Annotated in this window: 13 protein-coding genes; 8 read left to right on the top strand and 5 right to left on the bottom strand. The window is 70.0% G+C overall.

Annotation, left to right across the window (positions count from 1 at the left end; translation table 11 throughout):
• The first annotated feature begins 4 nt into the window (after positions 1–4).
• The 6 genes from LXB15_RS03480 (at position 5) to LXB15_RS03455 (ending at position 4,928) form a co-directional block, all read left to right on the top strand.
• A complete protein-coding gene (locus tag LXB15_RS03480; protein ID WP_233950893.1) occupies positions 5–2,524 on the top strand; it encodes a ligase-associated DNA damage response DEXH box helicase in 2,520 nt (839 codons plus the stop codon).
• Between the two features lie 88 nt (positions 2,525–2,612).
• On the top strand, positions 2,613–3,044 hold the full coding sequence (locus LXB15_RS03475; RefSeq protein WP_233950892.1) for an EF-hand domain-containing protein: 432 nt from the start codon (positions 2,613–2,615) through the stop codon (positions 3,042–3,044).
• 42 nt (positions 3,045–3,086) lie between these two features.
• Positions 3,087–3,389 carry a hypothetical protein gene (locus LXB15_RS03470; RefSeq protein WP_233950891.1) on the top strand — a complete coding sequence of 101 codons (303 nt, stop codon included), beginning with the start codon at positions 3,087–3,089 and terminating at the stop codon, positions 3,387–3,389.
• An 88-nt stretch (positions 3,390–3,477) separates the two neighbouring features.
• Positions 3,478–4,059: an RNA polymerase sigma factor gene (locus LXB15_RS03465; protein ID WP_233950890.1), complete on the top strand. Its 582-nt coding sequence runs from the start codon at positions 3,478–3,480 to the stop codon at positions 4,057–4,059.
• A 17-nt stretch (positions 4,060–4,076) separates the two neighbouring features.
• Positions 4,077–4,538 (top strand): hypothetical protein, encoded by a 462-nt coding sequence (locus tag LXB15_RS03460; RefSeq protein ID WP_233950889.1) that lies wholly within the window; start codon positions 4,077–4,079, stop codon positions 4,536–4,538.
• 3 nt (positions 4,539–4,541) lie between these two features.
• Positions 4,542–4,928: a periplasmic heavy metal sensor gene (locus LXB15_RS03455; protein ID WP_233950888.1), complete on the top strand. Its 387-nt coding sequence runs from the start codon at positions 4,542–4,544 to the stop codon at positions 4,926–4,928.
• Between the two features lie 29 nt (positions 4,929–4,957).
• Here LXB15_RS03455 and LXB15_RS03450 read toward each other — a convergent pair whose 3' ends face one another.
• A complete protein-coding gene (locus LXB15_RS03450; RefSeq protein WP_233950887.1) occupies positions 4,958–5,779 on the bottom strand; it encodes a transglutaminase family protein in 822 nt (273 codons plus the stop codon).
• A 276-nt stretch (positions 5,780–6,055) separates the two neighbouring features.
• Here LXB15_RS03450 and pdeM point away from each other — a divergent pair, with 276 nt between their 5' ends.
• Positions 6,056–6,772, top strand: a complete 717-nt coding sequence (gene pdeM / locus LXB15_RS03445) for a ligase-associated DNA damage response endonuclease PdeM (RefSeq protein ID WP_370640206.1) — start codon at positions 6,056–6,058, stop codon at positions 6,770–6,772.
• 6 nt (positions 6,773–6,778) lie between these two features.
• On the opposite strand, the gene LXB15_RS03440 is transcribed toward pdeM, so the two are convergent.
• The 4 genes from LXB15_RS03440 to LXB15_RS03425 all read right to left on the bottom strand — a co-directional run bounded on the left by LXB15_RS03440 (position 6,779) and on the right by LXB15_RS03425 (position 12,886).
• Entirely contained in the window at positions 6,779–7,276 is a 498-nt protein-coding gene (locus LXB15_RS03440; RefSeq protein ID WP_233950885.1) for a DUF3429 domain-containing protein, read from the bottom strand.
• 10 nt (positions 7,277–7,286) lie between these two features.
• Positions 7,287–8,054 (bottom strand): TIGR02186 family protein, encoded by a 768-nt coding sequence (locus tag LXB15_RS03435; protein WP_370640205.1) that lies wholly within the window; start codon positions 8,052–8,054, stop codon positions 7,287–7,289.
• Positions 8,055–8,125: 71 nt separating this feature from the next.
• On the bottom strand, positions 8,126–9,052 hold the full coding sequence (locus LXB15_RS03430; protein ID WP_233950883.1) for a sulfite exporter TauE/SafE family protein: 927 nt from the start codon (positions 9,050–9,052) through the stop codon (positions 8,126–8,128).
• Positions 9,053–9,142: 90 nt separating this feature from the next.
• On the bottom strand, positions 9,143–12,886 hold the full coding sequence (locus LXB15_RS03425) for a peptidoglycan-binding protein (RefSeq protein WP_233950882.1): 3,744 nt from the start codon (positions 12,884–12,886) through the stop codon (positions 9,143–9,145).
• Between the two features lie 192 nt (positions 12,887–13,078).
• Here LXB15_RS03425 and LXB15_RS03420 point away from each other — a divergent pair, with 192 nt between their 5' ends.
• Positions 13,079–13,639 carry a MerR family DNA-binding transcriptional regulator gene (locus tag LXB15_RS03420; RefSeq protein ID WP_233950881.1) on the top strand — a complete coding sequence of 187 codons (561 nt, stop codon included), beginning with the start codon at positions 13,079–13,081 and terminating at the stop codon, positions 13,637–13,639.
• The last annotated feature ends 57 nt before the right edge of the window (positions 13,640–13,696 follow it).

Here is a 13,696-nt window from a genome sequence, read left to right as displayed (position 1 = left end):
CGCCGTGACCGCTCGCCCCGCCCCCCTTGCGCCGTCAGGCCCCCTGCCCGAACGCTTCCATGCCTGGTTCGCAGGCCATGGCTGGGCGCCGCGCCCGCATCAGCTGGATCTGCTGCAGCGGGCGGAAGCCGGCGGCTCGGTGCTGCTGATCGCCCCGACCGGCGCCGGCAAGACGCTGGCCGGCTTCCTGCCGTCGCTGGTCGATCTCGACCGCCGCGGCCGGCCGAAGCCCGGCACGCGGCCGCGCGGCGTCCACACGCTCTACGTCTCGCCGCTGAAGGCGCTGGCGACCGACATCGCCCGGAACCTCGAGAAGCCGGTCGCCGAGATCGGGCTGAAGCTCACCATGGAGACGCGTACCGGCGACACCTCGCAGGTTCGCCGTCAGCGCCAGAAGCTCAAACCCCCGGACATCCTGCTGACGACGCCCGAACAGCTGGCGCTGCTGATCGCCGGCAAGGACGCGCGGCAGTTCTTCTCCGACCTCAGATACGTGATCTTCGACGAGCTGCATTCGCTGGTGACGTCGAAGCGCGGCCATCTCCTGTCGCTGGGTCTCGCCCGGCTGCGCGCGCTGCAGCCGGAGATCCAGACGATCGGCCTGTCGGCGACGGTGGCCGAGCCCGACGATTTGCGGCAATGGCTGGTGCCGCAGGGGCGCAACGCCTCGCCGCTGTCGGACCTGATCACCGTTTCCGGCGGCGCGAGGCCCGATATCAGCATCCTGACGTCGCAGGAGCGGGTGCCGTGGCGCGGCCACACCGCGCTCTACGCGATGCCGGAGATCTATGCGGCGATCAAGGCGCACAAGACGACGCTGCTGTTCGTCAACACGCGCTGGCAGGCGGAACTCCTGTTCCAGGAGCTGTGGCGGATCAACGAGGAGACGCTGCCGATCGCGCTGCACCACGGCTCGCTGGACGTCGCCCGGCGCCGCAAGGTGGAGGCGGCGATGGCCGACAACCGGCTGCGCGCCGTCGTCGCCACCTCGACGCTCGATCTCGGCATCGACTGGGGCGACGTCGACCTCGTCGTGCATGTGGGCGCGCCGAAGGGCGCCTCGCGCCTCGCCCAGCGCATCGGCCGCTCGAACCACCGGATGGACGAGCCCTCCAAGGCGATCCTGGTGCCCGCCAACCGCTTCGAGGTGATGGAGTGCCAGGCGGCGCTCGATGCGAACTATCTGGGCGCCCAGGACACGCCGCCGCTGCGCGACGGGGCGTTGGACGTGCTCGCCCAGCATGTCCTCGGCATGGCGGTCGCCGAGCCGTTCCGCGCCGACGATCTCTTTGCCGAGGTGATCTCGGCGGCGCCCTATCGCGATCTCGATCGCGAGACGTTCGACCGGGTGATCGATTTCGTCGCCACCGGCGGCTACGCGCTGCGGGTCTACGAGCGCTACGCCAAGATCAGGTTGACCGAGGACGGCACCTGGCGGATCGCTCATCCGCGCATCGCCCAGCAGTACCGGATGAACGCCGGCACGATCCTCGAGGCGCCGATGCTGCAGGTGCGGCTGATCCGCGGCCGCTCCAAGAGCGCCATCGCCCGCGGCGGGCCGATCCTCGGCAAGATCGAGGAGGGCTTCGTCGAGGCGCTGTCGCCGGGCGACACCTTCACCTTCGCCGGCCGGGTGCTGCGCTTCGAGACGCTGTTCGAGAACCAGTGCCTGGTCTCCAAGGCGGTGGACGAGGATCCGAAGATCCCCGCCTATGCCGGCGGCAAGTTCCCGCTGACCACCTATCTGGCGGCGCAGGTGCGGGCCATGCTGGCCGATCCCGCCCGCTGGCAGGCGCTGCCGGAGCAGGTTTCCCACTGGCTGGAGATCCAGCAGCGCAAGTCGCTGATTCCCGGCCCGGGCGAGCTCCTGGTCGAGACCTTTCCGAACGGCCGCATGCACCACATGGTGCTCTACCCGTTCGAGGGCCGGCTCGCCCACCAGACGCTCGGCATGCTGCTGACCCGGCGGCTGGAGAAGGCGCGGGCCAAGCCGCTCGGCTTCGTCGCCACCGACTACGCCATCTCGATCTGGGGGCGCGGCCCGATGGGCGCGATGATCGCCGACGGGCGCCTGTCGCTCGACGATCTGTTCGACGAGGACATGCTGGGCGACGACCTCGAGGAGTGGATGGCCGATTCCTGGCTGCTCAAGCGCACCTTCCGCCAGTGCGCGGTGATCTCCGGGCTGATCGAGAAGCGCCATCCGGGCCAGGAGAAGACCGGCCGGCAGGTGACCGTCTCGGCCGACCTGATCTACGACGTGCTGCGCAGCCACGAGCCGGACCACATATTGATGCGCGCGACCTGGGCGGACGCCGCCACCGGCCTGCTCGACGTCGCCCGGGTCGCCGACCTGCTCGGCCGCATCAAGCACCACATCGTCCACAAGGACCTCGACCAGGTCTCGCCGCTCGCCGTGCCGGTGATGCTGGAGATCGGCCGCGAGCGGGTCGTCGGCGAGGCGCGCGACGAACTGCTGGCGCAGGCGGCCGAGGACGCGATGATCGCCGCCGCCCTCGAATAATTTCTCGAAAGCCCGCGTAGGGCGCCGCCACGGGCTGCGTATCAGGGACCGAAGACGGCACTGACCGTCGTCCCACGGAGCCGCCCCGATGACCAAGCCGAGACTCATCCTGATCGCCGCCATGGCGGTGCCCTTCACGATCAATGCCGCCAGCGCCCAGTCGCTGGTCATGTCCCGCCTGTTCCAGCGCATCGACACCAGCCGCGACGGCGCCATCGACAAAGGCGAGCTCGAGACGGCGATGGCAAAGCGCTTCGCCCGCCTCGACACCAACCGCGACGGCGCGCTCGACCGCGCCGAGGTGGAGGCGGCCCGCGAGCGGGCGAGCCGGCGCATCAATGCCGCCCGCACGGTTTCGGAAAACCGGATGGAGCGGCGCGACCGGGACGGCGACGGACGGATCTCCCGCGCCGAGTTCATGCAGGTGCCGGGGTTGTTCGACCTCGCCGACAAGAACCGCGACGGCCGGCTCGACAAGGACGAGCTTGCCGCAGCGGCCGACGCGCTGGCCGGGCGCTGAGCCCGGTTGTCCCCACCCCCCATCGTCCCAACGAGTGATGCCATGCGCAACAAGACCCTCGCCGCCCTTGCCGCCCTCTGCCTCGGCGCCGCGTTCGCCCTGCCCGCCGCGGCCGGCGAGCGGATCCACTACGGCCCGCGCGGCGGCAGCTATGCCGTATCCCAGGGCTGCGTCGCCGGCTTCGTCGACCGCTGCTATCGCTCGGTGACCGCCGTCGGCCCGGGTGGCCGAGCCTATTCGGCGGACCGCGCCATCGCGGTCGGACCGTATCGGGCCCGCACCGTCAGCCGGGTGACCGGCCCGCGCGGCTACACGGTCGTTCGCAGCGGTCGCTGGATCCGCTAGGATTCGCCGCGATCACAGCCGCATGCAGGCGCCGGCGTGAACCATGCCGGACGTGTCACGCCACGATTTCGGGCCGGAGCCCGCCGCGATGGACTACCCCCTCCAGACGGGCGTCGGCTCCGACCGATCCAGGGCGCCCGATGCCGCGATCGTCCGCCGCATGGCGGCGGGCGACCAGGGCGCCCTGACGCAGCTCGTCTCCCGTCACGGAGGCGGGCTGCGCGGATTTTGCCTGCGCTACCTCGGCAACGCCGCCGATGCCGAGGAGGTCGTGCAGGACGTGTTCTTTCGCGCCTGGCGCCACGCGGATCGCTACCGGCCGGAAACGGCAACGGTCGCGACATGGCTCTACGGTATCGCGGTCAATCGCTGCATCGACCGGCGGCGCAGCCGCGCCTTCCGCGCCTTCGTCGGCCTCGGCGCCCGCGAGGAGACCGAGCCGAGCGAAGCCCCGGACCCGCTGCGCCAGACCGAGGGCCGCGACGCGCTGGCGAAGGCCCGCGAGGCGATCGCCCTTCTGCCGGAGCGCCAGCGCATGGCGATCCTCCTCGGCGCCGCCGGCGGGCTGGACAATGCCAGCGCCGCGCAGGCCATGGGCATCCGGATCGGCGCCTACGAACAATTGCTGGTACGGGCACGCCGCACGCTGCGGCAGCGTCTCGACCCCTGACAAGCAGGATGAGGAAAATGGACCGGGAAGCATTCGACGACTGCCTGCTGCGCTACGGACCGGATATCGGTGCCTGGCCGCTCGAAAAACGAGCGGATGCACGGCGCCTGATGGCGACGGATGACGTGGCACGGGCGCGGCTCGTGGCAGACGCCGTGATCGCCGGGGTGGTCGAGCGCGCCGTCTTCTCGGCGCCGGACGAAGCCGTGATCCTCGCCGGTGTCCGCCGGCGCATCGCCGCCGGCAGCGCGCCGACCTCATCAGGGCTCGAAACCATCCTCGCCCATTGGCTGGCTCCGACGCCGGTGACGGCGTCGGCGCTTGCGGTCGTCGTGCTCGCCACCGGCATCGGCTACGCGCTGGGCACCCAGGGCGCGGGCGTGCCGGACGAGCTGCTGCTCGCGATCGCCGAGGGGAATTTCGCCGGCGCCGGGCTCGCTGCGCCGGACGAGGCACCGCTCTGGCCCGGGAGGTCGTGAGCCATGCGCCGCTGGATCATTCCCTTCCTCGCGATCGCGCTGTTGCTGTCGCTGGTCGGCAATTTCGTCGGCCTCGGCTACGCCCTCGGGCAGTGGCGGGGCGAACGCCCTGGCCTTTCCCTGGTCGAAGGCACGATCGGCGCCTATCCGCCGGAACTGCGCCGTGCCATCCGTGCGGAACTCGCGGCGGGGCGGGCCGACTTTGTCGCCGGGATCGCCGAACTGCGGCAGGCGCGGCGCGCCATGATCGCGGCGCTGCAGGCCGTGCCCTTCGAGCCGGCGGCACTGCGCGAGGCACAGCGGAATGTGGCGGCACGGACCGCCGCGCTGCAGCAGCAGGTCCACGCGGCGATGCTGGCGGCGGCGGAAAAACGGGCGCAGCAGCCCTGAAGGGGACCGCCGCGGACGGCCGCTCTCGCCTACTTGCCCTGGTCTGCCGACTCTTCCCGGATCCAGACCTTGAAGCCGGTCAGCGTGTTCTGCCCGAACGTGTGGGTCAGCGGCACGTCGGCGGCGTCGCGCCCCTGCGCGATCAGCACGCGGCCGAAGCGCGGCGCGTTGTTACGTGGATCGAAGGTCCACCACTGTCCGCCGAGATAGCACTCCATCCAGGCGGCGAAATCCATCGAGGCATAGGGCGGCGGCAGGCCGATGTCGCTGATATAGCCGGTGCAGTAGCGGGTCGGGATGTTCATCGCCCGGCAGAAGGTGACCGCCAGATGCGTGTAGTCGCGGCAGACGCCGACGCCCTCGGCGTAGGTTTCCGCTGCAGTGCGGGTGGCGCGGGAATTCTCGTAGCCGAAGCGGACATGGTTGTGCACGAAGTCGCAGATCGCCTGGACCCGGCCCCAGCCCGGCGTGGTGTGACCGAACAGCCGCCAGGCCTCATTCGACAGGAGGTCGGTCTCGCAATAGCGGCTGCCGAGCAGGAACTGCAGCGTTTCCGACGGCAGGTCCTCGACCTCGTGCTGGATCGCGTCGAGCCCGACCGGGTCGGAGAGGCCCTCGTCGTGGATGACGCCGTCGGTGCCGAGGACGAAATCTCCGGCGGGGGCGACGAGGCGGTTGCACCAGTTGCCGAAGCTATCGCGGTAGCTGGTGATCGGCACGGGGGGCTTCGTGACGAGGTGATCCGGCCGTTCCAGCGAGCCGACGCGCGAATAATGCACGTTCAGATTGATGATCATCGGCGTCGGCGCCGGCAGCTGGTAGGCGAGCTCGCAGCCCAGTCGGATGCGCATGCGGCGTTTCCCCATCGGGCCATTCGGCGATCGGCCCGCGCCTGGCCATGGCGACGGCGGTTATACGGGACGCGGCCAAGGGGCTGCGTCGCGCTGTCGCGCCAGCGTCAGTGGACGTGGTGCGCTGCAGCGATCCTAGGCGGTCGCGGGCCGATTGGCGAGATGCAAGATGGGCCGCCCGCGCGCCGCGAGGCCGATCGCCCCTTGTTTTCGCCGTCCGGCATGGCTTGGATGGGAACGAAACGCGAATCACCCATGCGACCTGGAACACTGCGGATGAATGCACTGGCGCGGCGGCAGCGACGGACGGACTGTCCGGCCGTCGAAATGCAGTTGGCGGGTGGCACCGTGGCCTGCGACCCGTCGGGCGTGCTCTACGCGCCGTCCGAACGGCTGCTCGTCGTCTCCGACCTGCATCTCGAGAAGGGCGCTGCCTTCGCCCGGCGCGGCATGATGCTGCCGCCCTACGATACGGCCGCGACGCTCGCGCTTCTGGGTGCGGCGCTCGAGCGCTACGATCCGCTGCGGGTGGTCTGCCTCGGCGATTCCTTCCACGATCGGCACGGCGCCGCCTTCATGCCGGCGCAGTTCCGCGAGGTGCTCGTCCGGCTGATGACCGGCCGCGACTGGATATGGATCGCCGGCAATCACGACCCGGAGCCACCCGCCTATGTCGGCGGCGAGACGCACGAGACGATCGGCGTCGGCCCGTGGACCTTCCGGCACGAACCGAGCCCGTCGCTGCGCGTCGGCGAAGTGGCCGGTCACCTGCACCCGGTGGCGCAGGTCTCGGCAGGCGGGCGGTCGAGCCGCAGCGCCTGCTTCGCCAGCGACGGCGACCGGATGATCCTGCCGTCCTTCGGCGTCACCACCGGCGGGTTGAACGTGCTGGACCGCGCCTTCCACGGCCTGTTCGATCCGGTCAGGGCCAAGGCCTACGTCATCGGCATCGCCCGGATCTATCCGATCCCGTTCCGCTCGCTCTGCCGCTAGCGCCGCTCAGTAGGTGGAAGCGAAGGCGGCGAGCTGGCAGAGCACCACCACCGTCGTCAGCACCATGCGCAGGCGCCCGAACCAGTCCGGCAGGGCCGCCGTCCGCGCCGCCAGGCCGTCCCAGACGCCCTGCAGCAGGAAGAAGAGCGCGAAGCCGGCGAACAGCCACGGGCTGGGCAGGAACAGGAAGAACCAGGCACCCAGCGCCGGCAGTACCGACAGGACGAGGATCGCGGGGCGGCGCATGGCAGGGTCCAGAGCCGCGCCCCAGCGTATGCCGCCGAGGAAGGCGAGGATCGTCGCCGAATAGCCCCCATAGGCAAGGATCAGCTGGCGGTAGGCGATGAACTCGCGGCCGGCATACACCAGCATCGCCGTCATCAGGACGAAGGGCACCAGCCCGCCCAGGCCGAGGATCCAGGCGGCGCGGATGCCGCGGTCGCGCGGTTGCTCCGGCGTGGCGGGGGCAGCGGATCGGGCTCCGGTGGGATCGGCGTCGCTCATCGGCTTCTATCTAGTCGCGCTTGAAGAGGATGCGACCGAACCAGCCGGTGAAGATGGCGAGAATCACGGCGGCGATCCCGTAGAGGATGCCGTGTTCGAGGGCGAAGCCGGAGATGAAGCTCTCGAAGCCGGTCTTCACGACGGTCAGCGTTTCGGTACTGCCGCGGATGAACACCCCCTGGCGGAACAGATAGGCGCGGACGGTGTGCTCGCCGGTCGGCAGCCCGGCCGGCAACTGCAGGTCAGCGCGGAAGAGCGTCGGGCTGACGAACTGAACGGCGCCGAAGCGCTGGTTGTAGAGGCCGTTGTTCTCGCGGATGCGCCGCAGCGCCGTGGCGTACTCGTCGCGATTGGCCACCACCGTCTGCGCGTCGTCGTCGGCAGCAGGCTCCCCGCCGCCGCCTAGGCGCAGATCGGCGATCCCGATCGACAGGTTGACCCGGTTCGCCTCGCTCATGATGTCGGCAAGCGGCCGCGTCGAGGCCAGGGCGTAGGAGGACGGGGGCGCTTCGAAGCTTTCCGATCCGCGATTGATCCAGATGCCGAGCTTGCGCTCCTTCTCGCGGACGACCACCGGACGGCGCGGACCCACCAGCGCCACGACGATGTCGTAGCGCTGCTCGCGCAGGATGCGGCCGTCGGCATTGTCGAGCGCACCGAACACGACGAGCCGCGCGCCGGTGAAATCGGAGGTGATGCCGATCTGCTCCGTCGACAGGCCGATCTCGAAGGTCTCCTGGCCGAGCTGCGCCCGCGCCGGCCCGACCAGGAGGGCCATGAAAGCCAGCAGCCCCGCCACGGCGTTCAACAGCCGGTCGGATATCCGTGCTCGGGAGGGACGGCGGCCGATCATCCGGTCTCTCCGCTCGGCAGGCTGATCGAATAGGGCTCGACCGGCGTGACGACGAGCTCGAAGCCGAGCCGCAGGCCGACCGCGAGCACCAGCAGCGCCAGCAGCGCACGCAGCTGGTCGCCGCGCAGCTTGCGTCCGGCCTCGGCCCCGAACTGCGCGCCGACGACCCCGCCCAGCATCAGCAGGAAGGCCAGCACGATGTCGATCGTGTGGTTCGTCGCCGCCTGCAGGACGGTGGTGACTGCGGCGGTGAAGATGATCTGGAACAGCGAAGTCCCGATGACGACGTTGGTCGGCACGCGCAGCAGGTAGATCATCGCCGGCACCATGATGAAGCCGCCGCCAACGCCCATGATCGCCGCCAGAACGCCGATGATCGCACCGAGGCCGAGCACCGGTATGACCGAGACATAGAGCTTGGAGCGGTGGAACCGCATCTTGAAGGGCAGGCCATGCACCCAGTTGTGCTTGCCGGAGCGCTTCACCTCGCCGCTGCCCTCGCCGCGCCGCCACATCGCCTGCAGGCTCTCGACCAGCATCAGGCCGCCGACCCCGCCGAGGAAGAGGACGTAGAGGAGCGAGACCACCAGATCCAGCTGGCCGAGCCGGCGCAGCATCGTGAACAGCGCGACGCCGCCGACCGAGCCGGCGGCACCGCCGATCAGGAGCATGGTCCCAAGCTTGAGATCGATCGTGCCGCGCTTGTAATGGGCAAGCGCGCCCGAGAACGAGGCGGCGATGACCTGGTTGGCACCGGTGGCCACGGCGACGGCCGGGGGAATGTTGTAGAAGATCAGCAGCGGCGTGATCAGGAACCCGCCGCCGACGCCGAACATGCCCGAGAGGAACCCCACCGCAACGCCCATCCCGATGACGACCAGGATGTTGACGGAAATTTCCGCGATCGGGAGATAGAGGTTCACGAGCTGGCGGCTCTTTGCGCGAGGGAGCCAGGGAAAGGTCCGGACCCTCTTCGCCCGAACTTTCGACGCCTGTCAAATGAATGTCGGCGCTCAGCTGTCCTTTCGCGCGAGCAGCGCGCGAATGAGCGCCTCGTCGATGTTTCCGGTCGCCTCGAGGCCCGCCGACTGCTGGAACGACTTGATCGCTTCGGTGGTCTTCGCGCCGGCCACGCCGTCGGGGGTACCGGGGTCGTAGCCGAGCTTGATCAGGATCGCCTGGATATTGCGGATCGCCTTCTGCATGTCGACGGATGAGGTCTGGAGCGTCGTGTCGACGTCGCTGATCCAGTCCTTCGGCACGTCCACCGTATTGGCCGTCTCGTCGCGGACCGCCGGCTTGAAGGCCGCCACCTTGGCCTCGGCGGCCGCAAGCTGGCCAGCGTCCAGCGACTTGGCGATCTCGTCGCGCTTCGCGCCGGCGTCGGAATCGCCGGCCGCGGCGACCACCGAGAACCACTTGTAGGATTCCGTCAGGTCCTGCTCCACCCCGGCGCCGCGCGCGTAGAGGATGCCGAGATTGTACTGGCTGTCGGTCATGCCGTAGTCGGCCGCCTCGCGGAACCAGCGTGCCGCCAGGACCGGCTCCGACTTGCCGTCGACGCCGGTGGCAAAGAGCACCGCGAGATTGTGCATGGCGCGGACGTTGCCCTGTTCGGCGGCCTTCAGGTACCAGTCGCGCGCCGCGACGGTGTCGCGGGTGACGCCGTTGCCCTTCTCGTAGAGCGTGCCGAGACTGTACTGGGCAGGCGCGAAACCGCGCTCGGCCGACCGTGCGAACCACTTGGCGGCCTCGTCCGGCTGCGGCGCGCCCTGCCGGCCTTCCATCAGACGCAGCCCGGTCTCGAACAGCGCCTTCGGATCGCCCGCCCGCACCGCCGCGAGGAACGGCTCCGGGCCGATGCCTGCCGGGGGCTCGATGCCGGCTTCGAGCGGGGCGGCGGCCGGCGGCGAGGCAGCGTCGGACGATTCGACGGGAGCCGCCGCTGCGGGGGCTTGCTCCACGGGACGCGCCTCGTCGGCACCGGCGCCCGGACCGGACCCCTGATCGAGTGCGGCCACGGGACCCGATGCCGGAACCGGCGCCTGTGGCGGCGACACGTCGCGTGCCGGCGGAATGGCGGCGGCCGTTTCGGTCGGCGCCGGATCGGCCGCCCGAGGCGGGGTGACGTCTGGCGCCGGCTCGATCTCCGTCGGCGCGGCGAATTCGGCGAGCGGGCCCTGCGGCGCCTGATCGAGCGCATCGTTGTCGCGCGAGGTCATCAGCGCCTGGCCGAGCGGCAGCGCCATCAGCGCCAGCAGCACCGCGCCGATGGCCATGATGATCGGCTTGCGGCGACGCGCCACGAGTTCGGTCAGGCTGACCTTGCCGTTTTCGGTATCGGCGTCGTCAGCCCGCAGACTCGCCGTTTCGGCGGCCGCGGCCATGGCGGCGCGGCGGGCGGCGGCGATGAAGTCGGCCTTGCCGGCCTGGTCGGTGCCGCGTGCGTGTCCCGCCTGCTGGGCGCGGACCCGTTCGAGCAGCGCGGCGATATCCGGCGTGCCGGAGCCGATGGCAAGCGGCCGGTTGGCTTCGTGCGTGTCGAAGATGTCGGCGGCGTCGAGGGACGGCGCTTCGACAGTCTCCGGGGCCCGAGCCTCGGCCTCGGCGTCAACCAGCGCGAGTTCCGGATCGTCCCAGCGGGCCGGACGTTCGTTCGCCTCCGCCTTTCCGGCGGGCAGCTTGCGGCCCTTGAGGGTCCGCGCCAGGACCGCCTTCAGGCCACCGCCGGACTGGACTGCCGGGGCCCCGGCGGCGGCAGCGGCGGCTGCCGCGACAGGCGACGCGGCGAGAGGTGCCGCACTTGCGACGACGGGCGCGGCCTCGCCTGGTCGGCCGGCGGTCATCTCGCTTTCGATGCGGCCGATCCGGTCGACCAGCTTCAGGAGCGTCCCGTGCACGGTCTCGAAGAATTCCTGGGAGCGGCTGCCGGTCTCGCGCGACAGCCGGTCGAGCGCCCGCAGGTCCTCCGACAGCCGGGCGACGTGCTCGCCCTGGTGCAGGTCGCCGCTCGCCAGCACCTGGCGGATGGCTTCGTCGGCGGCCTGGCGTGCGGCGGCCATCACCGCTTCCTGGTTGTCGTCGAGCCGGCGTTCGATCGCCGTCAGGCGCCGCTCCATCTCCGGATCGGCGACCGCCGCCGCGACGCCGTTCTCCGCGATCATCTGCGACAGGCGTGCGATCTGCGCTTCCAGCGTGCGCACCGCCGCCTCGTCGACGCGCGACGCGGCCTGCTCCTCGAAGCGCGCCGCGAGCGCCTGCAGCCGCGACTCGACCGCGACGATCTCGAGCGCCGAGTTCTCGCTGCCGAGCGTCGCCAGCTGCGCCGAGAAGCGTTCGATGCGCTCCGCGAGTTCGCGCGCGCCTTCCTCGTTGGAAAGAGTCTCGATCCGGTCCGCCAGTTCGGCGATCCGCGCCGACAGCGCCTCGCCGTCGGCGTCTTCCGCCAGCGAGTCGACGCGGGCGGTCAGGGTCTGCAGGCGCGCCTCGACCCGCTCGACCGGGCTCATGTCGATCGTGTGCGGGCGGGTGGTCGCCGCGACGATGGCCCGCGAGATCTCGTCGAGCCGCTCTTCGAGCACCCCGAAATGATCGAGCTCGGATTCCTCCTGCTGCTGCTTGGCCAGCGACTCGATGCCCAGCGCCAGCGCATGCACGCGCTGCTCGAGCGGGGCGAGCGCCAGCGTCTCCGGCAGCCGGGCGAGCGAGGCCTCGAGCTGCTCGAGGCGCTCGGCCATCGTCTCCATCTTGCCTTCGATCTCGCGCGAGGCGAAACGCTCCTCGAGCACGCCCCAGCGTTCGTCGAACGCCCGCACCGACTGTTCGGACGCGAGGGTCTCCAGCTTCTCCCGGAGACTGCTCATCTCGGTCTTCAGCAGCGCCGAAAGGCCCGGCTGGGCTTCCCCCGTCGAGCCTGCCGAGTAGCTCTTCTCGAACTCGTCCCAGCGGCGCTCGACCGCCTTCACCTGCTCCTCGCTGGCGAGCGTTCCGAGCGAGACCCGCAGCCGCTCGAGCTCGTCCTTGATGTCGCGCTTGGTCCTGGTGTCGTCATCCGCCCGGCCGGAAAGTGCCGTCTCGAAAGCGTCCCAGCGCCGGCCTACGGCCTCCAGCGTCTCTTCGCGCGCCATGGTGCCGACCAGCGCCCGCATCGCCTCCAGTTCGTCACGAAGCGACCGGATCGTGGCACCGTCGGCGCCGTTGTCGGCCATGCGCGACAGGCCGTCGTCGACCCGGGCGATTTCCGCCGCGATCTGGCCGGCGCTCGCCTGGGCGCCGATCATCCGGCGCAGTTCCTGAAAGGCCGCGCTGATCTCGTCGAGGCGCGGCTCGAAGCTGCGCGCCATGTCGTCTCGCAACTCGGCGCGGAGCCGCTCGAGCTGGCGCGTGACCTCCGCGTTGGCGGCCTCGCTGCGGTCAGCACGACGCGGAGCCGGGTCGCGCTCGCTCGCTGCCGGGCCGGGCGAAGCCGCGGCGGGCGCGCGCCGTGCCGGCGTCGTCGCGGACTCGGCTTCCGCGTGCAGTTCTCTCTGGCGCATGGTGATCTGCGACACCGCGTCGGACAGCGAGGCGCGCGGCTGCGGCGCGGTCGCCCTGGCGAGCGAGACCGAACCCGCGGGTGCCGGCTTGGCGGTCCTGGCGTCCCGCATCCGCGACAGCCGCGCCTCGAGTTCCTCCAGGGTCCGACTCAGTGCATCGAGGGATGAAGTTTCCTGCGTGCCGGTGCGCATGACGACGTGTGGATCGCTCTGTTCGGCCATTGCAGCTTTCCCGGTCGGCTGAGGCCACTCACCGGCCCCCATTTTCAAGCATGCGCCCACGCCTGTGCTCCCAAAGTTCGCTGAACATGGTGAACGAACGGTTAAGGCCGTTTGGACTTCCTTAGGGATTACCTGCGCAATCCGGTCCGAAGCTGGACGCGAAGCGGCCGTCACGTCTTGTAAGAGCCGCATTTGACGCGATATTCGGGTCACTTCAGCCTCGCATGCTTTCCCCTCGGATCGCAGGCTGCGATGGCGCTATGTGAGTACGGGCTTCTCTTTATGGCAAACGTGAAACGGGCTGAGCCTGCGGACGATTCGATCGCGGTGGATGTCGACTTCCTGCTTGGCCGCGGCGCCGACGACGATACGCAGCAGGATGTGTTCAAGATCGGCGATCTCTCCCGCGAGTTCGGCGTGACCTTGCGGACCCTTCGCTTCTATGAGGATCGCGGCCTGCTTTCGCCGCAGCGTCGCGGCACGACGCGCCTGTACAGCCGCCAGGACCGCACCCGGCTCCGCCTCATCCTGCTGGCCAAGATGCTCGGCTTCTCGCTGACGGAAGCCAAGCAGCTGATCGAGATCTATCATCAGCCGGGCGGCAAGAAGCGTCAGCTGGAAGTCGCGCTCGAGCGGTTCCAGGAGCAGAACGAAATCCTGCACCAGCAGAAGCGCGAGATCGAGGATTCCATCCGGGCGATGGATGCGTCGATCGCGCATGTCGAGCAGACGCTGCGGAACTGGCAGGCCTGAGGCAGGCAGCCCGCCGCCGAGCGCAGGGGGCCGGACCGGAAGACCTTCCGAGCGCGC

Origin of the sequence: Aurantimonas sp. HBX-1 (assembly GCF_021391535.1) — a bacterium.
GTDB lineage: Bacteria > Pseudomonadota > Alphaproteobacteria > Rhizobiales > Rhizobiaceae > Aurantimonas.
The sequence above is the reverse complement of the archived record's forward strand: the minus strand, read 5'-3'. Positions and strand labels throughout refer to the sequence as shown.

Bases quoted from the DNA above. Each gene is read 5' to 3' on its own strand.
- LXB15_RS03470 (WP_233950891.1), top strand. From the start codon at position 3,087: ATGCGCAACAAGACCCTCGCCGCCCTTGCCGCCCTCTGCCTCGGCGCC.
- pdeM (WP_370640206.1), top strand. From the start codon at position 6,056: ATGAATGCACTGGCGCGGCGGCAGCGACGGACGGACTGTCCGGCCGTC.
- LXB15_RS03465 (WP_233950890.1), top strand. From the start codon at position 3,478: ATGGACTACCCCCTCCAGACGGGCGTCGGCTCCGACCGATCCAGGGCG.
- LXB15_RS03440 (WP_233950885.1), bottom strand. From the start codon at position 7,276: ATGAGCGACGCCGATCCCACCGGAGCCCGATCCGCTGCCCCCGCCACG.
- LXB15_RS03435 (WP_370640205.1), bottom strand. From the start codon at position 8,054: ATGGCCCTCCTGGTCGGGCCGGCGCGGGCGCAGCTCGGCCAGGAGACC.
- LXB15_RS03475 (WP_233950892.1), top strand. From the start codon at position 2,613: ATGACCAAGCCGAGACTCATCCTGATCGCCGCCATGGCGGTGCCCTTC.
- LXB15_RS03455 (WP_233950888.1), top strand. From the start codon at position 4,542: ATGCGCCGCTGGATCATTCCCTTCCTCGCGATCGCGCTGTTGCTGTCG.
- LXB15_RS03425 (WP_233950882.1), bottom strand. From the start codon at position 12,886: ATGGCCGAACAGAGCGATCCACACGTCGTCATGCGCACCGGCACGCAG.
- LXB15_RS03460 (WP_233950889.1), top strand. From the start codon at position 4,077: ATGGACCGGGAAGCATTCGACGACTGCCTGCTGCGCTACGGACCGGAT.
- LXB15_RS03450 (WP_233950887.1), bottom strand. From the start codon at position 5,779: ATGCGCATCCGACTGGGCTGCGAGCTCGCCTACCAGCTGCCGGCGCCG.